Origin of the sequence: Nocardia sp. NPDC127606 (assembly GCF_042671725.1) — a bacterium.
In the GTDB taxonomy this organism is placed as follows: domain Bacteria; phylum Actinomycetota; class Actinomycetes; order Mycobacteriales; family Mycobacteriaceae; genus Nocardia.
In genome coordinates this window covers 934,716-957,750 of sequence record NZ_JBHXWQ010000002.1, presented here as the reverse complement: position 1 = coordinate 957,750, position 23,035 = coordinate 934,716, and the positions used below count along the sequence as shown (strand labels likewise).

Annotated in this window: 18 protein-coding genes and 1 tRNA gene; 10 read left to right on the top strand and 9 right to left on the bottom strand. The window is 68.0% G+C overall.

Translation table 11 applies throughout. The features are described from left to right. Positions 1-3 precede the first annotated feature (3 nt). Together lat and ACFVJ5_RS15060 are read right to left on the bottom strand one after the other, a co-directional pair. Entirely contained in the window at positions 4-1,344 is a 1,341-nt protein-coding gene (gene lat / locus ACFVJ5_RS15065) for an L-lysine 6-transaminase (protein WP_379220470.1), read from the bottom strand. 66 nt (positions 1,345-1,410) lie between these two features. Continuing rightward, on the bottom strand, positions 1,411-1,863 hold the full coding sequence (locus tag ACFVJ5_RS15060) for an Lrp/AsnC family transcriptional regulator (protein ID WP_056818059.1): 453 nt from the start codon (positions 1,861-1,863) through the stop codon (positions 1,411-1,413). Positions 1,864-1,981: 118 nt separating this feature from the next. Between ACFVJ5_RS15060 and ACFVJ5_RS15055 the strand changes: the two genes are divergently transcribed. After that, positions 1,982-3,499, top strand: a complete 1,518-nt coding sequence (locus ACFVJ5_RS15055; protein ID WP_379220469.1) for an aldehyde dehydrogenase family protein — start codon at positions 1,982-1,984, stop codon at positions 3,497-3,499. 53 nt (positions 3,500-3,552) lie between these two features. Continuing rightward, positions 3,553-3,626: transfer RNA gene (locus ACFVJ5_RS15050), tRNA-Met, on the top strand. Positions 3,627-3,669: 43 nt separating this feature from the next. Here the strand turns inward: ACFVJ5_RS15050 and ACFVJ5_RS15045 are convergent. Then, positions 3,670-4,218: a histidine phosphatase family protein gene (locus tag ACFVJ5_RS15045; RefSeq protein ID WP_379220468.1), complete on the bottom strand. Its 549-nt coding sequence runs from the start codon at positions 4,216-4,218 to the stop codon at positions 3,670-3,672. A gap of 136 nt (positions 4,219-4,354) precedes the next feature. On the opposite strand from ACFVJ5_RS15045, the gene ACFVJ5_RS15040 reads away from it, so the two are divergent. The 3 genes from ACFVJ5_RS15040 to ACFVJ5_RS15030 all read left to right on the top strand — a co-directional run bounded on the left by ACFVJ5_RS15040 (position 4,355) and on the right by ACFVJ5_RS15030 (position 10,432). Beyond that, a complete protein-coding gene (locus ACFVJ5_RS15040; RefSeq protein ID WP_379220467.1) occupies positions 4,355-9,169 on the top strand; it encodes a DEAD/DEAH box helicase in 4,815 nt (1,604 codons plus the stop codon). A 4-nt stretch (positions 9,170-9,173) separates the two neighbouring features. Next, positions 9,174-9,947 (top strand): Fpg/Nei family DNA glycosylase, encoded by a 774-nt coding sequence (locus tag ACFVJ5_RS15035; protein ID WP_379220466.1) that lies wholly within the window; start codon positions 9,174-9,176, stop codon positions 9,945-9,947. 104 nt (positions 9,948-10,051) lie between these two features. Beyond that, complete coding sequence (locus tag ACFVJ5_RS15030) at positions 10,052-10,432, top strand: VOC family protein (protein ID WP_379220465.1); 381 nt, start codon at positions 10,052-10,054, stop codon at positions 10,430-10,432. 3 nt (positions 10,433-10,435) lie between these two features. Here ACFVJ5_RS15030 and glpD read toward each other — a convergent pair whose 3' ends face one another. Next, positions 10,436-12,226, bottom strand: coding sequence for a glycerol-3-phosphate dehydrogenase (glpD, locus tag ACFVJ5_RS15025; RefSeq protein WP_379220464.1), 1,791 nt, complete (start codon positions 12,224-12,226; stop codon positions 10,436-10,438). A gap of 201 nt (positions 12,227-12,427) precedes the next feature. On the opposite strand from glpD, the gene glpK reads away from it, so the two are divergent. The 4 genes from glpK (at position 12,428) to ACFVJ5_RS15005 (ending at position 15,544) form a co-directional block, all read left to right on the top strand. Continuing rightward, positions 12,428-13,924, top strand: coding sequence for a glycerol kinase GlpK (glpK, locus tag ACFVJ5_RS15020; protein ID WP_379220463.1), 1,497 nt, complete (start codon positions 12,428-12,430; stop codon positions 13,922-13,924). A 412-nt stretch (positions 13,925-14,336) separates the two neighbouring features. Continuing rightward, positions 14,337-14,771 carry a hypothetical protein gene (locus tag ACFVJ5_RS15015; protein ID WP_379220462.1) on the top strand — a complete coding sequence of 145 codons (435 nt, stop codon included), beginning with the start codon at positions 14,337-14,339 and terminating at the stop codon, positions 14,769-14,771. Positions 14,772-14,784: 13 nt separating this feature from the next. Next, positions 14,785-15,087 carry a hypothetical protein gene (locus ACFVJ5_RS15010; protein ID WP_379220461.1) on the top strand — a complete coding sequence of 101 codons (303 nt, stop codon included), beginning with the start codon at positions 14,785-14,787 and terminating at the stop codon, positions 15,085-15,087. Then, positions 15,071-15,544, top strand: a complete 474-nt coding sequence (locus tag ACFVJ5_RS15005; RefSeq protein WP_379220460.1) for an NUDIX domain-containing protein — start codon at positions 15,071-15,073, stop codon at positions 15,542-15,544. Before ACFVJ5_RS15010 ends, ACFVJ5_RS15005 begins: the two co-directional genes overlap by 17 nt. A 42-nt stretch (positions 15,545-15,586) precedes the next feature. On the opposite strand, the gene ACFVJ5_RS15000 is transcribed toward ACFVJ5_RS15005, so the two are convergent. The 4 genes from ACFVJ5_RS15000 to ACFVJ5_RS14985 all read right to left on the bottom strand — a co-directional run bounded on the left by ACFVJ5_RS15000 (position 15,587) and on the right by ACFVJ5_RS14985 (position 21,102). Further along, positions 15,587-16,762 (bottom strand): PLP-dependent aminotransferase family protein, encoded by a 1,176-nt coding sequence (locus ACFVJ5_RS15000; RefSeq protein WP_379220459.1) that lies wholly within the window; start codon positions 16,760-16,762, stop codon positions 15,587-15,589. Positions 16,763-16,853: 91 nt separating this feature from the next. Beyond that, the gene (locus ACFVJ5_RS14995) at positions 16,854-18,311 is read right to left on the bottom strand and encodes a hypothetical protein (RefSeq protein WP_379220458.1); all 1,458 of its coding nucleotides are present in this window, start codon (positions 18,309-18,311) and stop codon (positions 16,854-16,856) included. 69 nt (positions 18,312-18,380) lie between these two features. Then, entirely contained in the window at positions 18,381-19,412 is a 1,032-nt protein-coding gene (locus ACFVJ5_RS14990; RefSeq protein ID WP_379220457.1) for a hypothetical protein, read from the bottom strand. Positions 19,413-19,701: 289 nt separating this feature from the next. Further along, the gene (locus tag ACFVJ5_RS14985; protein WP_379220456.1) at positions 19,702-21,102 is read right to left on the bottom strand and encodes an NAD(P)H-quinone dehydrogenase; all 1,401 of its coding nucleotides are present in this window, start codon (positions 21,100-21,102) and stop codon (positions 19,702-19,704) included. A gap of 210 nt (positions 21,103-21,312) precedes the next feature. On the opposite strand from ACFVJ5_RS14985, the gene ACFVJ5_RS14980 reads away from it, so the two are divergent. After that, positions 21,313-21,774 (top strand): gamma-glutamylcyclotransferase, encoded by a 462-nt coding sequence (locus tag ACFVJ5_RS14980; protein ID WP_379220455.1) that lies wholly within the window; start codon positions 21,313-21,315, stop codon positions 21,772-21,774. A gap of 39 nt (positions 21,775-21,813) precedes the next feature. On the opposite strand, the gene ACFVJ5_RS14975 is transcribed toward ACFVJ5_RS14980, so the two are convergent. Further along, positions 21,814-22,980 (bottom strand): M20 family metallopeptidase, encoded by a 1,167-nt coding sequence (locus tag ACFVJ5_RS14975; RefSeq protein ID WP_379220655.1) that lies wholly within the window; start codon positions 22,978-22,980, stop codon positions 21,814-21,816. Positions 22,981-23,035 lie beyond the last annotated feature (55 nt).

Sequence of the window (23,035 nt, the reverse complement as noted above, 5' to 3'; positions counted from 1 at the left end):
GAGTTACCGACGTTCTCGCGTGAGCACCGCGTCGAGGGCGTCGACGGCCTGACTCAGCTCGTCCTCGGTGACAGTCAGCGGCGGACGGAAACGGATGCCGCGCTCCCCCGTGCCGAGCAGCAGCACGTGCTCACGTTCGCGCAGTTCCGTCACCACCCGATCGCGCAGCTCCGGCGTCGCCAGCGTCACCGCGCACATCAGCCCACGCCCACGCGCCTCGCTGACCGTGTCCGGGTGCGCGGCGGCCAGTTTGCCGAGCCGGTCGAGCAGGAACGCGCCGAGCGGTCCCACACCCTCGATCAGCCGATCCCGTTCCAGCACTTCGAGAATGCGCCGGGTGCGCACCATGTCGGTGAGGTTGCCACCCCAGGTGGAGTTGAGCCGTGAGCTCACCCGGAAGACATTGTCGACCACCTCGTCGACCCGGCCGCCTGCCATGATCCCGCAGATCTGGGTCTTCTTACCGAAGGCCACCACATCGGGCGTGACGTCCAATTGCTGGAAGGCCCAGGTGGTTCCGGTCAGGCCGACGCCGGTCTGCACCTCGTCGAGGATGAACAGCGCGTCGTTGGCATGGCACAGCCGCTGCATGGCGGCGAGGAATTCCGGCCGCAGATGACGGTCACCGCCTTCGCCCTGGATCGGTTCGGCGATGAAGCAGGCGATGTCGTGCGGGTTGTCGGCGAAGGCCTGTGCGGCCTGGGCCAGTGCCCGCGCTTCGAGGGCGGCGATGTCGGGGCCGGCGAAGGTGTGCGGTGTGTCGATGCGCGGCCAATCGAATTTCGGGAATCGCGCGGTCTTGACCGGGTCGGTGTTGGTGAGCGACAACGTATAACCGCTTCGCCCGTGGAAGGCGCCGGTCAGGTGCAGCACCTTGGTGCCGAGTTCCGGTGCGCGACCGTGCAATTCGTTGTGCCTGCTCTTCCAGTCGAAAGCGACTTTCAGCGCGTTCTCCACCGCGAGCGCGCCACCGTCGACGAAGAACAGGTGCGGCAAGCGCGGATCACCGAGCACGCGGGCGAAGGTTTCGACGAAGCGGGCCATCTCGACGGTGTAGATATCGGAATTGCTCGGCTTGTTCAGTGCGGCGGTGGCCAGTTCGGCGAGAAAACTCTCGTCGCCGGCCAGCGCGGGATGGTTCATCCCGAGCGCGTTGGAGGCGAAGAAGCCGAACATGTCGAGATAGCTGGTGCCGTCGCGTTCGTCGACGAGCGTGCGACCGTGCGATTCGTGTAGGTCGAGCACAAGCTCGAAACCGTCCGCGAGGATGTGCGAGGACAGGATTTCGTGGACCCGGTCGGCGGGGATGACCGCCGCGCCAGGGCGCTCCAGTTCGATGGTCATGAAACCGACGATACGCAAATATTTACGGAAGTTCTACGGAATCACGAATCAAATTACGGAAGATCACTACCTGTCATAGAATGTCTGCAGGATGATGGTGCTGCGGGTGTGCACGTTGGCCGTGGCCCTGATCTCCTGCAGCAGATGTTCCAGATGCCGAGGCGAGGCCACCCGCACCAGCAGGACGTAGCTCTCCTCGCCCGCCACCGAGTGGCACCCCTCGATGCCGGGGATGTGCTGCAGCAAGGCGGGCGCGTCATCGGGCTGGGACGGGTCGAGAGGAGTGATCGCCACGAACGCCGACAACAAGTGCCCGAGCGCTTCGGGGTCGACCTGCGCCGCGTATCCGCGGATCACGCCGCGCGCTTCGAGCCTGCGGACCCGCGATTGCACCGCCGAGACCGAGAGACTGGCCTTCTCCGCCAGATTCGACAATGTGGCGCGGCCGTCTGCCATCAGTTCTTTGATCAATAGTCGATCGATGTCATCGAGCTGGGGTCGAGCCGGTGTATCCGCCATCAGCGAAGGCTAACGCAGCGTGGGGCTCGCGCGGGGAAAACTTCTTTCCGTTCCCCACCGAATTCTCCCGAACTTTTCCGTGAGTCGTACCAAACAGCAGAAGGTGAGCAGAGTACCGATGACGCAGACCGTGAACTTCTCCGAGCAGCTCTCCCTGCGAGCCAGGGCGCTACTGCACGGCCTCGGCGCCGCAGTGCCGGAGCCCGGCCCGCTACTGGCGCGCACGCCGATCTCCGGCGGTGTCCTGCTGCCGCTGACCGCCGACGCCCCCGCCGACGTGGATGCCGCGATCGGCCGCGCCGCAACCGCGTTCGAGGCGTGGCGCACGGTCCCCGCGCCGGTGCGAGCGGGCCTGGTGCGCAGGCTGGCCCAATTGCTGGTGGCCCATCAGGACGAGCTGGCGGAGCTGGTGACCCTGGAGGCGGGCAAGATCGGCCCCGAGGCGCTGGGCGAAGTGCAGGAGATGATCGACGTCTGCGAGTTCGCGATCGGGCTCTCGCGCCAACTCTACGGCGCCACCATGCCTTCCGAACGTCCCGGCCATCGGCTCATGGAGACGTGGCATCCGCTCGGCGTCGTCGGGGTGATCTCGGCGTTCAATTTCCCTGTCGCGGTCTGGGCTTGGAATACCGCGATCGCCCTGGTGTGCGGCGACACAGTGGTCTGGAAGCCGTCGGAAACCACGCCGTTGACGGCGCTGGCCTGCCACACGCTGCTGCGTCGCGCGGCGGTCGACGTGGGCGCGGATCCCGCAGTGCACCAGCTGATCCAAGGTGACGCGACCGTCGGCTCGGCATTGGTCGACGACGGCCGGGTCGCCCTGGTGAGCGCGACGGGCTCGGTGCGGATGGGCGCCACCGTCGCCCCGCGGGTGGCCGGACGTTTCGGCCGGTGCCTGCTCGAGCTGGGTGGAAACAACGCCGCGATCGTCGCGCCGAGCGCCGATCTGGAACTGGCGGTGCGTGGCATCGTCTTCTCGGCGGCGGGGACAGCGGGCCAGCGGTGTACGAGTCTGCGACGGTTGATCGTGCATCGTTCGATCGCCGACCAGCTGGTCGAACGGCTCGCCGCGGCGTACAGCCAACTGCCCGTGGGTAATCCACTCGACGACGGCGTACTGGTCGGGCCGCTGATCAACGAGCGCGCCTTCGCCGGGATGCAGAAGGCGCTGGTCGGGTCGGTGGCCGAGGGCGGCGACATCATCTGCGGCGGTGAGCGAGTCGAGACACTCGGACCCGACGCCTACTACGTGCGGCCCGCCCTCGTCCGCATGCCCGCGCAGACCGAACTCGTGCGCGAGGAAACCTTCGCGCCGATTCTCTACGTGCTGACCTACGACGAACTCGACGAAGCCATCGCCTTGAACAACGGTGTGACCCAGGGACTTTCCTCGTCGATCTTCACCCTCGACCAGCGTGAGGCCGAACAGTTCCTCGCCGGTTCCGACTGCGGCATCGCCAATGTCAACATCGGCACATCGGGCGCGGAGATCGGCGGCGCCTTCGGCGGGGAGAAGAACACCGGCGGCGGTCGGGAGTCGGGCTCCGACTCCTGGAAGGCCTACATGCGCCGGGCCACCAACACCGTCAACTACTCCACCGAACTCCCGCTCGCCCAAGGCATCCATTTCGGCTGATCAGGCCAGCGATTTCGCCTTCCACCCCACCCCGTGTAAAGTGGTATTTGCAACGCGGGATGGAGCAGCTCGGTAGCTCGCTGGGCTCATAACCCAGAGGTCGCAGGTTCAAATCCTGTTCCCGCTACTACGAAGAAGGCCCCGGAGTTTCGACTCCGGGGCCTTCTTCGTTATCCGTTACCGAGTCGCAGGGTCCAGTTCCCCCGGTAGTGCAGCCGGGTGACGCTCGCGGGCGGAACATCCATGCGCCAGAACGACTTCGCCGGTGCGTCGAGCACCACGAGCAGCGCGGCGCGCACCACGGCCGGGTGCGTCACCGCCACGGTGTTACGACCCGACGAGGCGATCTCGGCCAGCCAGAAGCGCACCCGCTCGACCAGATCGGTGATGGATTCCCCACCGTGCCCACGGAATTCGGGATCGGTGAGCCAGGCGAACAACTGGTCCTGAGCGAGTTTGCCCATCTCACTGCCCCGCCACGACCCGGCATCGAGGTCCCGTAATCGCACGTCCTGTTCGCCGACCAGACCCAATTCCTCCGCCGTCTCGCGAGCCCGCCGCTCCGGTCCTGTCCGCACCAACGCTTCATCGAGCGGCACACAGGCGCGCACAGCGGCCCGCCCCGACTCGTCGAGGGGTTCATCGACAGGAAAACGCGCCTTACGCACCGCCTCGGTAAGGCCATGGCCGACAAGGTCGACTCTCAGCACCGTTTGCACGAGAGTCGAGGGTAGCGACGAATGCGATCCACGCCACAACCCGGCCTGGGCGCCTCCCCGGTCATCGCAGTGTTCGCGCTGGTCGGGGTGCGTGATGGCGCCGAAGTTGTCGGTGGGTCGGTGCACACTTGGTGCTATGGATCGGTTCTCCCCCGCGACGGCACAGTGGTTCGACGGCGCGTTCCCCGGCGCGACGTCGGCCCAGCTCGGCGCGTGGGATGCCATCGCCGCGGGCGAGAACACGCTGGTGGTCGCGCCGACGGGATCGGGCAAGACCCTATCGGCGTTCTTGTGGGCCATCGATCAACTGGCTCACCGGGACCCACCCGAGCCGGGCTCGTCCCGGGGCACGTCGGTGCTCTACGTGTCGCCGTTGAAGGCGCTGGCTGTGGATGTGGAGCGCAACCTGCGGGCACCCCTGGTAGGGGTGACGCAAACCGCGAAACGGTTGGGGCTCGACCCACCGGATATCTCGGTGGGGGTGCGCTCCGGTGACACCCCGCCCGCCCAGCGCCGGGCGATGTTGCGCACCCCACCGGACATTCTCATCACGACCCCCGAGTCGTTGTTCTTGCTGTTGACCTCTGCCGCTCGCGAGACACTGGCCCAGGTCAACACGGTGATCGTCGACGAGGTGCACGCCATCGCCGGGTCGAAGCGTGGTGCGCATCTGGCCTTGTCGCTGGCACGACTGGATCAGCTCACCGACAAGCCCGCTCAACGGATCGGCTTGTCGGCGACGGTGCGCCCGCCCGAGGAGGTCGGGCGATTCCTGGTCGGGAACGCACCGATCACCATTGTGCGGCCGCCCGCACCGAAGACCTTCGACCTGTCGGTGCGGGTGCCGGTGGCCGATATGACCGATCCTGGGGGCGACTCCGATCAGCCGGGTTCGATCTGGCCGCATGTCGACGAGGCCATCGTCGACCTGGTGCTCGAGCATCGGTCCTCGATCGTGTTCGCCAACTCCCGGCGGCTCGCCGAACGGCTGACCGCGCGGCTCAACGAGACCTACGCCGCCCGGCTCGGCGAGCCGGTGGAGACCGAGCACAAGCCACCCGCCCAGCTCGGACCGTCCACTGAGGTGATCCACGGGGCCGAGCACCTGCTGGCGCGCGCCCATCACGGGTCGGTGAGCAAGGAACAGCGCGCCATCATCGAGGACGACCTCAAGACCGGTCGGCTGCGCTGTGTGGTGGCCACCAGCAGTCTCGAGCTCGGCATCGATATGGGCGCGGTGGACCTGGTGGTCCAGGTGGAGGCGCCGCCCTCGGTGGCCAGTGGGCTGCAACGGGTCGGGCGGGCCGGACACCAGGTGGGTGAGATCTCGCGGGGCGTGTTGTTCCCCAAACACCGCACCGACGTGATCCACTGCACCGTCGCCGCCCAGCGCATGCTCACCGGTGAGATCGAGAAGCTCCAGATCCCCGCGCACCCGCTCGACATCCTCGCCCAGCAGACGGTGGCGGCCTGCGCGCTCGAACCCATCGACGTCGACGCCTGGTTCGATCTCGTCCGCTCCACCGGCAGCTACGCGAACCTGCCCCGCTCGGCCTACGAATCGGTGCTCGACCTGCTGGCCGGACGCTATCCGTCCGACGAGTTCGCCGAACTGCGTCCGCGCGTGGTGTGGGACCGCGACGCGGGCACCATCACCGGCCGTCCCGGCGCCCAGCGCCTGGCGGTGACCTCCGGTGGCGCGATCCCCGACCGTGGGATGTTCGCGGTGTTCATGGTGGGCGAAAAGGCTTCGCGGGTGGGCGAACTCGACGAGGAGATGGTCTACGAGTCGCGCGTGGGCGATGTGTTCGCGCTGGGTGCGACCAGTTGGCGGATCGAGGAGATCACCTTCGATCGGGTGCTGGTGTCACCGGCGTTCGGGCTCCCCGGCAGGTTGCCGTTCTGGCACGGTGACGGGTTGGGCCGGCCCGCTGAATTGGGTGCCGCGCTGGGCGAATTCGTTCGCACGGCCGGTCAGGTACCAGCCGACGAGTTGTCTCGGATCGTGGCGGACATGGGCTCGACCGAACCCACGAAGCCGGCCCCGGGCTCGAAGAAAGCCGGGCGCACCGCCGAGCAGAGCAAGCCCGCGGAACGGCTCGAGCAGTTGGTGCGCACCGCCGGACTCGATCAGAACGCGACAGCGAATCTGGTCGGTCTGCTCGAGGAACAGCGCAGTGCCACAGGCCAATTGCCGACCGATCGGACACTGGTCGTGGAGCGATTCCGCGACGAGCTCGGCGACTGGCGCCTGGTGCTGCATTCGCCCTACGGCACCCCGGTGCACGCACCGTGGGCGCTGGCGGTGGGTGCGCGCCTGCAGGAACAGTTCGGCATCGATGCCGCCCCGACCGCCTCCGACGACGGCATCGTGGTGCGCCTGCCCGATACGACCGACCAACCACCCGGCGCCGAACTGTTCGCCTTCGAACCCGACGAGATCGACGACATCGTCACCGAACAAGTCGGCGGCTCCGCCCTTTTCGCGTCCCGCTTCCGCGAATGCGCCGCCAGAGCGCTGCTCCTCCCGCGCCGCGACCCCGGCAAACGCGCGCCGCTGTGGCAGCAGCGGCAGCGCTCGGCCCAATTGCTGGACGTGGCACGCAAATTCCCGCAGTTCCCGATCCTGCTGGAAACCGTCCGTGAATGTCTGCGCGACGTATACGACCTGCCCGCCCTGCGCGACCTGCTCACCAAGGTGGCCCGCCGCGAGATCCGCCTGATCGAGGTCGAGACCGCGAGCCCGTCGCCCTTCGCCGGCGCCCTGCTGTTCTCCTACATCGGGCAGTTCCTCTACGACGGCGACAGCCCACTCGCCGAACGCCGAGCGGCCGCACTGGCTTTGGACTCCAGCCTGCTCGCCGAACTCCTCGGCCGCGTCGAGCTGCGCGAACTCCTCGACCCCGCCGTCATCACCCTGACCGAACAAGAACTCCAGCGCCTCACCCCCGAACGCCTGGCTCGCGACGCCGAAGGTCTGGCCGACCTGCTCCGGCTGCTCGGCCCACTCACGCCCACCGAAGTCGCGGCTCGCTGCGTTCCCCGCCCCGGCACCGCATCCGCCGCGCGCCACGCCGAAGCGATGGAGACCGGCGCCCACGCACCCGACGAACCCTCGCACAGCACACCGGGTGAGGTATTCGAGTCTGCCGACGGCGATCTACTCGCCGATTCCGATGCGCCCGCGTGGTTCGCGGAACTGCGGGATTCGCGTCGGGCGCTGGAGGTTTCGTTCGCGGGTCGTACCTGGTGGGTGGCGGTGGAGGACGCCGCTCGTCTGCGGGACGCGCTCGGAGTGCCTTTGCCGATCGGAGTGCCCGCCGCGTTCATCGAACCGGTGCCCGATCCGCTCGGCGACCTCGTCGGGCGCTACGCGCGCACCCACGCACCGTTCACCACCGCCGCGGTCGCCGACCGCTTCGGCCTCGGAACGGCCGTCGCCGCGACAGCGCTGCACCGATTGCTCGCCGAGAAACGCGTGGTGGAAGGTGAATTCACGCCGGACACCGCTGGTGGCGAGTGGTGTGACGCCCAGGTCCTTCGTCGATTGCGCCGCCGTTCACTGGCTGCCGCGCGGCACGAGGTCGAGCCGGTGTCCACCGCCGCGTTCGCTCGGTTCCTGCCGTCCTGGCAGCACGTCGGATCCGGCGAGCTACGCGGGGTCGACGGCGTGGCGACAGTGGTGGAACAGCTCGCGGGCGTGCCGATTCCGGCCTCGGCCTGGGAGTCGCTGATTCTGCCCACCCGAGTCCGCGACTACTCCCCCGCCATGCTGGACGAGCTGATGGCGACCGGCGAGGTGGTGTGGTCGGGCCACGGCGCGATCACCGCCCGCGACGGCTGGGTCGCCCTCCACCTGGCCGACCAGGCGCCCTTCACCCTGCCTCCCGCCGACGACATCGACCCCACCGACATCCAGCTCGGTGTCCTGGCCGCACTCGGCGCGAACCTGGAACCGTGGCCGGTGGTCGATCTCGACGCACCCGATCCCGGCGCCGCGAACCGTGTCCAGCGGCTGCCATCCACCTTGCGCGGCGGCGGCGCCTATTTCTTTCGCCAACTCGCCGATTCCGCGGGCTTGCTCGACGACAAAGCCGCCGGGGAGGCCCTGTGGCAGCTGGTCTGGGCCGGCTATGTCTCCGGTGACACCTTCGCCCCGGTGCGCGCCCTGCTGTCCGGCACCGCCCGCGCCACCACCGCGCACCGCACCCCGCGCCGCTCGCCCCGCGGCCGTGCGTACCTGCCGCGACCGGCGATGCCGACCCGGTCCGGTCCGCCCACAGTGGCGGGACGCTGGTCGATCCTGCCCGAACGCGTGCAGGACAACACCGTTCGCGCCCATGCCACCGCCGATCAGCTGATCGAACGCTACGGCGTGCTGACTCGCGGTTCGGTACAGAACGAAGGGATATCCGGCGGTTTCCAGCTGATGTACCGGGTGCTCACCGAGTTCGAGGACCGCGGCCGGTGCAGGCGCGGCTATTTCGTCGACACGCTCGGCGGCGCCCAGTTCTCCACCACCGACACCGTCGACCGCCTGCGCTCGTTCGACACCGACCGTGACACCACCAGAGCGGGCGTCGCGCTCGCCCTCGCGGCATGCGACCCCGCCAACCCCTATGGCGCCGCACTACCGTGGCCGAAGGGCGACGCCGAAGGCGGTCATCGGCCGGGCCGCAAAGCGGGCGCGTTGGTGGTGATGGTCGGCGGCGAACTGGTGCTCTACTCCGAGCGTGGCGGCAAGACTCTGCTCAGCTTCACCGAGGACATCGGCCTGCGCCGGGCGGCAGCGTTCGCGCTGGCCGGGCTGGTACGCGATCGCCGGGTCGACAGCTTGGTGATCGACAAGATCAATGGAGACACTGTGCACGGCAACCTCTTCGCCGAAGTCCTGACCGAAGCCGGTTTCTCGATGACCCCGAGCGGCCTGCGGCTGCGCAGGCAGGTGTAGTCGAATGCCCGAGGGCGATACCGTCTTCCGCGCCGCGCAGCGCCTGCGCACGGCGTTGGTCGGTAAAACGCTCACCCGCAGCGATTTCCGGGTTCCGCGGTACGCCACCGTGGATCTGGTCGGCGAACGTGTCGAGGAGGTCGTCAGCTACGGCAAGCACCTGTTCATCCGCACCGACCGCGTGAGCATCCACACCCACCTGAAGATGGAAGGCGTGTGGCGGGTGTTCCACCGCGGCCAGCGCTGGACCAAACCCGCGGTCACCGCGCGAGTGGTGCTTGCCAACGACGAGGTCGAGGCCGTCGGCTTCTCGCTCGGCAAGGTTCAGGTACTGCTGCGCGCCGACGAACACACGGTCATCGACCACCTCGGCCCCGATCTCCTCGGCCCGGATTGGGATGCGGCCGAGGCCTTGCGCAGGCTCACCGAATACCCGCGTCGCGCCGTCGGTCTCGCCCTGCTCGACCAGCGCAATCTGGCGGGCATCGGCAACATCTACCGCAGCGAGATCTGTTTCCTGCGCAAAGTCCACCCCGTTACCCCGGTCGGCGACATCCCCGATCTCGTGGCGCTCGTCGACGAAGCGCACCGCGTTCTCGGCAAAGCCGCACACCAACCACCGTGGCGCGCCATGGTCTACGGCCGCACTCGTCGTTCCTGCCCCCGCTGCGGCACCCCTATCGCTTCCCAGTTGCTCGGCGAAGACGACCCCGCCGACCGCATCACTCAGCGCGAACGTGGCATCTTCTTCTGCCCGAACTGCCAGCCCCCTCCGTGAAACCCGTCGCTGGACAGCTGCTCGTCCGATACGATCTCGGGATTGTTTTCCGCTGCGGGCCAGGGAAGTTCGGCGACGCTACCCGGTAGAGAGCAGGTTTCGTGATGGCATGTCGGATCAGTGAGCTCGTGCTCGGTTGCCGCGACCCGGAGGCGCTGGCCCAATTCTGGTGCGCGGTACTCGACTTCGTCGTACTCGATCGCGAGGACGACGGCACGCTGGAGATCGGCCCGCGCACAGGGTTCGGCGGTCCGCAGGCGACGATCATCCTCAGCCGCAGGCAAGAGCCCGAGCCGGGGAAATCCCGCCTGCACATCGACGTCAACCCCACCGACCGCGATCAGGACGCGGAGCTCGAACGCCTGCTCGCGCTCGGGGCGCGCCCGGCCGACATCGGGCAGACCGGCCAGGAGCAATGGCATGTGCTGGCCGATCCCGAGGGCAACGAGTTCTGCCTGCTCAAAGCCCGCATCGACCCGGTCTGAGGTTCAGCGGTCCTGTGGCACCGGTTCCAGCAACTGCGGTCGCGGCTCCGGAGCGGCGGCCCGCAGCGCGTCGGCCGACGTGTCGTCGGGTTGGGTCTGCGATTCGATCTCGGCCCGTACGCGCGCCTGGTACGTGGACACCTCGCGGTCGATCTCGTCCGCGTCCCACCCGAGAACGGGTGCCACCAGGTGGGCGACCTGCTCGGCACAGTTCGCGCCGCGATCGGAGTATTCGATCGAGATCCGGGTGCGACGGGCCAGGATGTCGTCGAGGTGCAGCGCGCCCTCCGCGGCGACCGCGTAGACCGCTTCTACCTGCAGGTAGGCCGGTGCGTCGGTAATCGGTTGCAGGAGTTCGGGTTTGCCCGCGGCCATCGCGAGCACCTCGTCGACCAGCGAGCCGTAGCGGTCGAGCAGGTGCGTCATCCGGTACGGGTGGATGCCGTAGTGCTCGGCGAGCTGCACGGTCTGGTTGACCAGCGCGAAGTAGCCGTCGGCGCCGAGCAGCGCCACCTTCTCGGTGATCGACGGCGAGACGCGTGCCGGAATGTCTTGTGCGGCTTCGTCCATCGCGTCCGCCGCCATCACCCGGTAGGTGGTGTACTTGCCGCCCGCGATGCTCACCAGTCCGGGCGCGACCCTGGCCACGGCGTGCTCGCGCGAGAGCTTGGACGTTTCGTCGTTCTCCCCCGCCAGCAGTGGGCGCAGGCCCGCGTAGACGCCGTCGATATCGGCGTGCGTGAGCGGGGTGACCAGTACCTCGTTGACCCGGTCGAGCAGGTAGTCGATATCGGCCTTGGTCGCCGCGGGATGGGCGAGGTCGAGATTCCAGTCGGTGTCGGTGGTACCGACGATCCAGTGCGCGCCCCACGGGATGATGAACAGTACCGAGGTGGTGGTGCGCAGGATGATGGCGGCATCACTGACGATGCGGTCGCGCGGCACCACGATGTGCACACCTTTGGACGCGCGCACATGGAATCGGCCGCGTTGGCGCGACAGACTCTGCACCTCATCGGTCCACACGCCCGTCGCGTTGATCAGCACATTCGCGCGCGCCTCGCCGGTGCGCCCGTCCTCGGTGTCACGCAGCTTCACCCCGACGACCCGGTCGGCTTCGCGCAGGAATCCGACGACCTGCGTGGAGGTGCGGATGACCGCACCGTAGTGCGCGGCGGTGCGGGCGACCGTCATGGTGTGGCGGGCGTCGTCGACGACGGTGTCGTAGTAGGTGACGCCGCCGATCATCGAATCCCGACGCAGGCCGGGCGCCAGCCGCATCGCGCCGTGCCGGGTCAGATGATGCTGTCCTGGAACGGATTTCGCGCCACCCATGGTGTCGTACAGGGTCAGGCCCGCGGCAACGTAGGGCCGCTCCCACACGCGATGTGTCAGCGGATAGAGGAACCGCAGCGGCTTCACCAGGTGCGGCGCGAGCGTCGACAACGCCAGCTCACGTTCCTTCAGCGCTTCCCGGACCAGGCCGAATTCGAGCTGTTCCAGGTAGCGCAGGCCACCGTGGAACATCTTGGACGAGCGGCTCGACGTGCCCGACGCGAGATCGCGGGCCTCGACCAGCGCGACCGACAGCCCCCGTGTCGCGGCGTCGAGCGCGATACCGGCGCCTACGACGCCGCCGCCGACGACCAGGACGTCGAACCGATCCTTACCCAGCCGCTCCCAGGCGGTACGCCGATGTTCTGGCCCCAGATCGCCGGGTCCGAGCCGATCCCTTTTCCCGCCCGCGACCAACTCTCCCGGGTGCAGGAACGGAAACTCCGGTGTCTGCGACATGCTCGACTCCTCGCCGCCGACCGATTCCGGCCGGTCCCAGCCGACAGTTGGGCCAGACGCCGCGTTCCCGGCGCCGCTGCGTACAGGCTAAACGTAGTCCGCACTCGTCGCTGGGGACGTGCGCGGCGAGGCGTGGGTCCGAAATTCGTCGCCGACCACAAATCTTGCGGTCGCCGGCTCCGCTTTCGGTAACCTGCATCAATGCGTCGCTATGTGGCTGCCATCGATCAGGGCACGACTTCGAGTCGGTGCATCATCTTCGATCGGCAGGGTCGGATCGTCGGAACCGCGCAGCGGGAGCATCGGCAGATCTTCCCCAAGCCCGGCTGGGTGGAGCACGATCCGGCGGAGGTGTGGCGCAATACCGAGTCGGTGCTCGGTGCGGCGCTGGGCAACAGCCGGTGTTCGGCCGGGGATCTGGCCGCGGTCGGGATCACCAATCAGCGCGAGACCACCGTGGTGTGGGATCGGGCGACCGGCGATCCCGTGTACAACGCGATCGTGTGGCAGGACACCCGCACCGATCGACTGTGCGCCGAACTCGCGGGTGATCAAGGGCCGCAGCGTTATGCGGACCGCACCGGACTTCCGCTGTCGACGTATTTCGCCGGTCCGAAACTGCGCTGGATCCTCGACAATGTCGACGGCGTGCGGGAACGCGCCGAAGCGGGCGATCTCTGTTTCGGCACCATGGACAGTTGGGTGCTGTGGAAGCTGACCGGTGAACACCTCACCGACGTCACCAATGCCTCACGCACCATGCTGATGGATCTTCGTACCCTGCAATGGGATCCACAGATCTGCGCCGATTTCGACATTCCGATGTCGCTGCTCCCACAGATCCGCAGTTCGTCGGAGGTCTACGCCGACATCACCTCCGGCCCGTTCGAGGGCATCCCGGTCGCGGGCATTCTCGGCGACCAGCAGGCGGCCACCTTCGGCCAAGCATGCCTGTCCCCCGGCGAAGCCAAGAACACTTACGGCACAGGCAATTTCATGCTGCTCAACACCGGCACCACGCCGGTGTTCAGCAAGCACGGCCTACTCACCACCGCCTGCTACCAACTCGGTGACGCGCCGGCGGTGTACGCCCTCGAAGGCTCGATCGCGGTCACGGGCTCGCTGGTCCAATGGCTGCGCGACAACCTCGGCATCATCTCCTCCGCCGAAGAAGTAGAACCGCTGGCCCGCAGCGTCGAAGACAACGGCGGCGCCCACTTCGTCCCCGCCTTCTCCGGCCTGTTCGCCCCCCGCTGGCGTCCCGACGCCCGCGGCGTCATCGCAGGCCTGACCCGCTTCGTCACCAAGGCCCACTTGGCCAGGGCAGCACTGGAATCCACCGCCTTCCAAACCCGCGAGGTAGTAGACGCCATGCGCGCCGACGCCGCCGCCCAACACCTCGACCTGGAACTCACCACCCTCAAAGTCGACGGCGGCATGACCGGCAACGACCTCCTCATGCAATTCCAAGCCGACATCCTCGACGTCCCGGTAGTCCGCCCCGTTGTCCGCGAAACCACCGCCCTCGGCGCCGCCTACGCCGCCGGCCTGGCCGTCGGCTACTGGTCCGACCTCGAAGACCTCCGAGCCAACTGGATAGCGGACCAGACCTGGACCCCCTCCATGCCCGAAGCCGAACGCACCCACCGCTACGCCGACTGGAACAAAGCCGTAGAACGCACCTACAACTGGGTCTGAGGATTCCGATAGGCACAGACTTCAGGTCGTCATCCCGGTCGCTCGGTCAAACTCCTCCTCCGCCGCCATCCGCAAGGCGACAGCTCCCAGGCCTGCCGGTATGAGACCTGTCGGAGCAATCCGTTGCCGTGCAACGTGCGCAAAGCACGTCGTGTTCGGCGGAGGGGGACAGCGGTCTCAGCGGTGATCTGGTGGTCGGTGAGCTGTCCGCCCGGGTGCAGGATTCGCAGGACGAGCGCTTGGTCGAGCAGTGTTGTCATCTGTCATTCCTCCGCTGGGATCAGGTCCGCTGAAACCGAAAACTATGGGAATACGATGCGCACCTGAACCACGCCTAGGACGTTTCAGTGGACATTTGAAAGGTCCTGCACGTCCCGAAAAGGCGCCGTATGGTTCAGGAATGACCCAGCGTTTGCACTCGGCGATGCTGTGCGCGCGGCTGGACTCGGCCGCGCTGGCCGAGGCCGTCGACGTCGACGCGAAGACCGTCAACCGATGGCTGTCGGGCAGGGTTCCGCATCGTCGAACGCGAGCCGCTGTCGCGCGGGTTCTCAACGAGTCCGAAGACCTTCTGTGGCCGCAGACGCGGCCCGACCTCACGCCCGGGGCCTCAGCCACCGCCGAGGTTCAGTCTGCCTACGCACACCGGGCCGACATTCCCAATGAGCTGTGGACTTCGTTGCTTCTCGGCGCCGACGAACAGATCGACATCGCCGGATACGCCTACCCGTTTGTGCTGGAACTCCTTCCGGACGCCGCGGACATCCTCGCATCGAAGTGCCGCGACGGAACTCGCATTCGAATGGCTTTCGCAGACCCTGACTGCCCCCCATGTCGCCGAACGTGATGCGCTGGAGCAGATGAGCGGGACGCTGCCCGGCCGGATCCGCAATGCACTGAATATGTTGGGTGAGCTGACCGATACCCCCGGCTGCGATATCGGTCTGCACACCACCCATCTCTACAACTCGGTGTTCCGGTTCGACGACCAGATGATCGTGACCCCCTACCTCATTCGGGCCCGCGGGTATCAGCACCCGGCGCTACACCTGCGGAAGCTGTCCCCCCACGGAATATTCACCTCGTTCGCCGAGCAATTCGAACAGATCTGGGGTTCGGCAACCCACTACCCAGAAGGACTCTCGCGTGAGCTCACGGCGTGACTACTACCGCGATCCCCACGCGCCGAAAGCGAACAGCCTGGTGCCTGGCGGTTCCATGCTCGTCGTGGATGGCGAAAGCCGAATCCTGATGCAGCGCAGGGGCGATTCCGGAAAATGGTCGCTGCCGGGTGGCGCGATGGAGATCGGCGAGACGCTCGAAGAGTGCGCCGTACGCGAGACAAAAGAGGAAACCGGCCTCGACACCGTGATCACAGGACTATTGGGGATCTACACCGACCCGGAGCATGTCATCGAGTACTCGGACGGCGAGGTGCGACAGGAATTCGCCGTCACCTATTTCGGTCGAGTGGTGGGCGGCGAGCTCGCTGTCAGCAGCGAGTCGACCGAGGTCCGCTTCGTCGGACCGGACGAGCTGGATGATCTACCGATGCATCCCACCGTCCGCCTGCGACTCGAGCATTTCGCCGAACGACGGCCGCGCCCATACCTCGGCTGAGCCACGGAGCGCTGGGAAGTTCTGCCCGGTGCGCGCCGGTCGCTAGCCGATCGCCGACGACAGCCTGTTGACCGCTTCGGTCAGGGTGGCCTCGTCGGAGGTGGTGAAGCAGAGACGGAGGGAACTGTCGGCGGTGCTGGAGACGGCGAAGGCTGCGCCGGGGACGTAGGCGACGCCGGCGTCGAGGGCGGTGGGGAGGAGGGTGGCGGTGTTGGTGTTGTCGGTGAATTCGGCCCAGATGAACATGCCGCCGGTGGGGTCGGTGCAGTGGAGGCGGTCGGCGAAGGTGGTGCGCAGGGCGGTGGTCAGGGCTCGGGCTCTGGTGCCGTAGGTGGTGCGGATCGCATCGATGTGGGCTGCCAGCCACGTGGTGTCGGTCAGCAGGTCGGTGGTGATCTGCTGGGTGAGCGACGATCCGCAGAGGTCGGCGCCTTGTTTGAGGAGTTCCACCGCGCGGGCGACTCTGTCGGGGGCGATCATCCAGCCGACGCGCAGGGCGGGAGACAGGATCTTGGAGACGCTGGAGAGGCGGATCACCTGGGGTGAGTACGACGCCACCGGTGCGGGGGCGGGCTGGTCGAACCACAGTTCGCCGTAGGGGTCGTCTTCGATGACCCAGAAGCCGTGCGCCTCAGCGAGTTCCGCGAGCCGGCGGCGGCGTTGCGGCGCGAGGGTGACGCCGCCGGGGTTGTGGAAGTTCGACACGGTGTGCACGAGCGCAGGGCGTTCACCCGCGGCCAGCAGGTCTTCGAGGATGTCGAGGCGCATGCCGTCGGAATCCAGGGGGACGGCGACGATTCGGGCACCCGCGGCTCGAAACACTTGCAGCGCACCGACATACGCGGGGTCTTCGACGATGACGAGGGCACCGGGATCGAGGAGGACTTCGGCCAGAAGCGAGAGCGCCTGCTGCGAGCCGTGGGTGATGAAGACTTCGTCGACGGGAACTGTGCGGCCGATCTCGGCGGATTCGCGGGCCGCGATCACCTCGCGCAGCGCCGGCCAGCCGGACGACTCCGTGTACTGCAGGACGGCGGGGTCACGCAGCGCGGCCTCGGCGGCGAGGGCGATGCGTTCGCGCGGCATCAGGGCCGCGTCGGGCAGCCCGCCCGCGAGGCTGATGATGTCGTCGCGGGCGGTGAGTTTGAGCAGATCCCTGATCGCCGAGCTCTGTAGACCGGCGAGCTTGCCCGCCAATGCTGGAATTGTCAGCGACATGGGAACCTCCGGGGACGCCGAGAGAAGCAATCATCCTACGATTGCATATCGTCCACCAGAATGTGAAATTATTGTCTCATACAATGAGACTCTACCGAGCGGTGATGGACTTGACCTGCCACTTTCCGTCGGTGTTCGTGGTGATGATCTCCTGCTTGTAGACCACGGCCGAGCCATCGGGGTGCATTTCGCGCAGTTCGACGTCGTAGCGGCCCACGCTGGTTTCGCGCATCTTCACGCAGTGGGTGGTGCCCGCGGGGATCTGACCGTCGATCGCCTGCTGGATGGTCTCGGCGGGCGAGATGTTCTCGGCGTCGGGCGCCACGAATTCGCGCACCTTCGCCCCGGAGCGGTCGGTGTAGAAGGCGTACTGGAAGCCGAGGATGGCCCTGGCGCCAGTGCTGGTGTCGCCCGGTCCGTTGCCGACGGTCACGGACTGTTCGGCGACGGACTGGCATTCGGTGCCCGACGCGACCGAGGGAACCGGCGCGGCCGTGGCACCGGGATCGGCGCCGCCACCGCGCTTGACCAGCCCGATCGTCAGGACCAGCGCCACCACGAGCAGCACCGCCGCGGCCACACCGCCGATGATCCAGCGCAGGCGCTTGTTGTCGGGTTCCTTCTCCACCGGCGCCGGAGCGGGCGGTGTCTTCGGCGCGAGACGGCGCGCGATCGGGTCGTCGGCCCACGACAGGCCGGGTTCGGCCGGTGGCTTCGGAATCCCGCCGTCATCGTCGGGGTTGTCCCACCACGCCTTGTCGGCGGCGGGCCTTGGCTTGTCGGGAACCAGCGGAGTGCGCGAGCCCTCGGGCGGGCGCACCGTGTCCGCGGCGGGCGCGCTGTCGCGTGACGGCGGCTGCGGCGCAGGGTCTTTGGGGCCGGGGCGACCACGACGGATCACCTCGGTGAGTTCACGACCGGATGTCACCGGCACGGAATCACCGAAGACCGAGTCGCCGAAGACCGAACTCTCGGCACGCGGCGGCTCGCCACCGAAACGCACAGTCGGGTCGGCGGCGGGCGGACCACCGGGGGTGGGTCCGCCGAACGGCGCGGGAGTACCCGGACGAGCGGGCGGTGGCGTGGCTACCGCGTCGCCGAAGACGGAGGTCGGCGCGGAACGGCGACCGTCGGGCAACCGAGGCGGCGCTTGGCCACTCCCCGGCACCGAGCCTTGACCGGTCGGCGTGGAGCTCGAAGGCGGAGCTGAGAGCCGCGCGGGCGGACCGGGCGGCACCGAGCCGGCGAACGGACCGGCAGGCGGCGGAGTAACGGGCGGCTGACCGGCAACGGGCCCACCGAACGGCCCCGGCGCGGGTGCACCGGCCGGCGGACCGAACGGGCCGGGCGTGGGTGCGCCGGAAGGCGGTTCGGCCGGTCGCCAACCCCGCTCCGGAACCCCGGACGGCGCGGGCGGCGGCGTGGCGGGAACGGGCCCACCGAAACCGGCGTCATCGACCGGCGGCCCGAAATCGCCTACGGGAGAGCCGAAATCCGCGGCCGATCGTTGCCGATCGCCGCGTTCGTTGTCGTCGCCCTCGGTGCCCAAGTCCAATCCTTTCCCGGGACACACGTGTGGGGCGGTCGAAGGCGACCGCCCCACACGACGTACTGCGTGTCAGTACTGGATCGAGCCACCCCACTGGGTGTTCACACCCGCGACGTTCACCGTCTGAAGCAGCTCCCCCGGCACGGGAAGTGTAGCCTTCGCGGCCGCATCGAGCGCGGCGTTGCCGCCCGGCTGCGCCTTGATCCAATTCTCCACCGCGGCCTTGGCCAGGTTGGCCTGGGTGGTGTCGAGCACGGTCACGGTGGTGTTGTCGCTGCGGCCGTCGCCACCGTTGAAGGTGGTGACCTTGACCTCGTTCGCGCCGACGTACTCGACCGAGATACCGGCGTCACCGAAACCGCCACCGGGCGTCCGGTAGCCGACCGTGCCGACGTAGCCCGAGGCGTTGTTGTAGTGGTGGGTGTTCACCAGGACCCCGGCGCCGTCGACGGTGACGCCGACTTCCTGGCGCGGGCCCTCCATCTCGACGACGGGGGCGGCGGGCGCGTTGGCCAGGCGAGGCGCCTGCCAGGCCGGCTCCTTCGGCTCCTGGACGAGGGTGTCCGGAGACTCGACCTCGGCCTCGGTACCGGTGCCCTGACCGGAAGGCACGGTGGGCTGCGTCTGCTGCTGGCCCGGCGTGGCGCCCGGCTGGCTCGGCGTGGTGCCCGTCTCCGGCTTGGTGGTGCCCGGCTGGTCGGGCGTCGCGCCCGCGCGCTCCGGCTGGACCGCGGGCTGCGCCTGACCGGGGACCGGCAGCGGCGCGACACGGGGGCTGGTGACACCCGGCTGGCTCGGCGTCGGCTTGGCGGGGGTGCCCTGCTCCGGCTGACCGGGCGCGGGGCTGGTGACACCCGGCTGGGCCGGCGTCGGCTTGGTCTCGCCCGGCTTCGTCTGACCCGGCTTGACGCTTTCCGGGGTCTCCGGGGTTTCCGTTCCCTGGGTCTCCGGAGCTTCTACTTCACCCGAAGGCTGGCCCGGCTGCGCAGGAGCCGGAGTCGCGGGCGTGGTCGGCTGGTCACTGGGGACCGCGCCGGCCGGAGCCGCGAGAAGGGTTGCCACGGCTGCCGCGGCGGCCAAAGGCAACGACGTGCTTGCCATCGCTCGCTGCGCCCGACTCGGCTTACGATGCTTCACTTTTCGTAATCCCTTTCCCGGAGGGAATCCCCCACTGCTCCACCACGCGATCACAACTGATCGCGCCTCGGCGGTGAGTCAACCACATGAGCGCGGGACAGGCAACGCAGCACCAGGTTTCGCTTTCACCGGGCTTCGCCTGCGCAAACACCTGGTGCTGCGGCTGCCGAGAAGCGACGAGCTGCGTTGGCGAACAACACAATTCGAAACCCGAAAGGCATTGTGATTCGTTTCACAATACGGTGTCAGGGGCTCAGTCGAGGTCGTCGTGGCGCATCAGCAAACGTCCGGCTTCGGTGAGCGAGCCGGTGAGCGAGGGGTACACCGAGAAGGTCTGCGCCAGGTCGGTGACCGTCAGATTGTTCTGCACCGCCAGCGCGATCGGCAGGATCAGCTCCGACGCGATCGGCGCGACCACCACACCGCCGATCACCACGCCGGTCGCCGGGCGGCAGAAGATCTTGACGAAGCCGCGTCGCAGCCCCGACATCTTCGCGCGCGGATTGGTGTTGAGCGGCAACATCACTGTGCGCGCGGGGACCTCGCCGTTGTCGATGGCGGTCTGGCTGACACCGACGGTCGCGATCTCCGGGCGGGTGAACACCGCCGAGGCCACCGTCTTCAGCCTGATCGGGCTCACGCCCTCGCCGAGCGCGTGATACATCGCGATGCGGCCCTGCATGGCGGCCACCGAGGCCAGCGGCAGCAGACCCGTGCAGTCGCCCGCGGCGTAGATACCGGGCACCGACGTGCGCGAAACCCGGTCGACACGAAGGTATCCGCCGCGATCGAGTTCGATGCCGACCCGGTCCAGGCCCAGGTTCTCGGTGTTCGGGGTGGAACCGACGGTCATCAGCGCGTGCGAACCGGTGACGGTGCGGCCATCGGACAGTTTCACCACGATGCCGTCGGCGGTGCGCTCCACCGCGTCGGCGCGGGCGTGCTTGACCAGCTCGACGCCGCGTTCGGCCAGGGCCTCCTCGAGCACGAGGGCAGCGTCGGCGTCCTCGCCGGGCAGCACGCGGTCGCGGCTCGACACGAGCTTCACCCGCACACCCATCTCGGTGTAGGCGGACACGAATTCGGCGCCGGTGACACCGGATCCGACGACCACCAGCGTCTCGGGCAGTTCCGGCAGGTCGTAGAGCTGACGCCAGTTCAGGATCCGCTCACCGTCGGGCTCGGCGCCGGGGAGCACCCGCGGGCTCGCGCCGGTCGCGATCAGCACGACCTCGGCCTCGAACTCCTCGGAGCTGCCGTCGGTCAGGTTCGCGCGCACGCGATGCGCCAAACCCGGTGCGGGCCCGACCAATTCGCCATAGCCCGGAAGTAGTTGCACACCCGCGGCCTGCAATTTGGCACGGATATCGGAGGACTGCGCCAGCGCGAGCGCCTTGACGCGCGCGTTCACCTCGGGCAGATGCACCTTGGCCTGGTCGGCATCGATATTGATGCCGAGGTCGCGCGCGCGGCGCAGGTCGGTGCGCAGGCCCGTCGAGGCGATGAAGGTTTTCGACGGCACGCAATCCCACAGCACACAGGCGCCACCGATGCCGTCGGCGTCGACCAGGGTCACCGTGGCCCCGTGCTGAGCGGCTACCAGCGCCGCCTCGTATCCGGCCGGTCCACCACCGATGATCGCAATCCGTGCCACCAGTCACGCTCCTTGTGCTCGCCTGATCGGACCTGCCCCTTGTGAGGGCTCGTCCGTGCTGTCGACTCATCATTTCAGGTGCGATGTGACACGGCCGGGTCGGATCGGTGAACAACGGTGCGCGTGTTCTACGCCACCGGTAGGTGTGACGGTCAGCCGATCTGGGAGGGAGACGGGAATTCCGCCGTGGTTATTGGCTACAGTTCGATGGTGCCGATCTATGCCGCCTACGGGTCCAACATGGACTCGACGCAGATGCTGGAACGCTGCCCGCATTCGCCCATGTCCGGGACCGGGTGGCTGGAGGGTTGGCGCCTGACCTTCGCCGGTGACGACATCGGCTGGGAAGGGCCGTTGGCCACCGTCGTCGAGGATCCCGGCTCGCGGGTATTCGTCGTGCTCTACGACGTCTCCCCCGAGGACGAAAACAGCCTCGACCGCTGGGAGGGCTCCGACTTCGGAATCCACAAGAAGATCCGGATCCGGGTCACCGGCACCCAGGGCGAGTCCCGCCTGGCGTGGCTCTACGTCCTCGACGCCTACGAAGGCGGCCTCCCCTCGGCCCGCTACATCGGCGTCATCGCCGACGCGGCCGAAAAGGCAGGCGCCCCAGAGGACTACGTCCATGCCTTGCGCACCCGCAACAGCAAGAACGTCGGGCCCGGAGCTTGAGCGGAGCCCGCGCCGGTCACGTGACCGGCGCGGGTTCGCTCAGTGTGCCTGCAGGATGATGTTGGTCAGGGTTCGCACGCCGACCGCCAGCGCGCGCTCGTCGATGTCGAACGTCGGCTGGTGCAGGTCCAGCTGCTCGCCGACACCGGACCAGACACCCAGCCTGGCCATGGCGCCGGGCACTTCCTCCAGGTACCAGGAGAAGTCCTCGCCGCCGCCCGACTGCGGGGTGTCGGCCAGCGCGTCCTCACCCATCCCCAGGATCGCGTTCTCGAACATCAGCGCCGACGTCGGATCGTTGACCACCGGCGGCACGCCACGCTTGTAGTTGAGCTGGTAGCGCACGCCCGTCGGCGCGAGCAATCCGTCGACGATCTCGCGGACCAGCGGTTCCAGCATCAACCAGGTGGCGTGATCGCCGGTGCGCACGGTGCCCGTGAGCATGCCCGTCTGCGGAATCGCGTTGGGCGCCTTGCCCGCACTCACCGCACCCCAGACCATGATCGTGCTGGTTCGAGGATCGACGCGTCGGCTCAGCAGTCCGGGCAACCCCGTGATGACGGTTCCGATCGCGTAGACCAGGTCGCTGGTCAGATGCGGCCGCGAGGTATGCCCACCGGGCGAGTCGAGCACCAACTCGACAGTGTCGGCCGCCGACGTGATGGCCCCGGTCCGCACGCCGACCTTGCCGACCTCCAGACGGGGATCGCAATGCAGCGCGAAGATCCGATCGACACCGGTCATCCCACCGGCCGCGACCACGTCGAGGGCGCCACCGGGCATCACTTCCTCGGCAGGCTGGAACACCAACCGCACCCCGACCGGCAGCTTGTCCTGCGCCTCGGCCAGCGCGAGCCCGGCACCGAGCAGCACCGTGGTGTGCGCGTCGTGCCCGCAGGCATGCGACACACCGGGCACCGTCGAGGCGAAGGTCAGACCGGTGAACTCCTGCATCGGCAGCGCGTCCATATCGGCGCGCAAGGCGACGCGCGGCCGATCGGTGGGGCCGAAGTCACAGATCAACCCGGTGCCGCCCGGCAGCACCTCCCAGGTCAGCCCGGCCTTGGTGAGCCAGCCCGACACGAACTCGGTGGTGGTGAACTCCGCCCGCGACAATTCGGGGTTGGCGTGGATATGCCTGCGCCATTGCACCAGGTCACCGGTGTGCTCGGCCAGCCATGCGTCAACGATCTCGGTTCCCGACATCAGAGTTGGTTCGGTGTCCGGCGTGGTCGGACACGCTGCGGTCTCGCGCGCCATC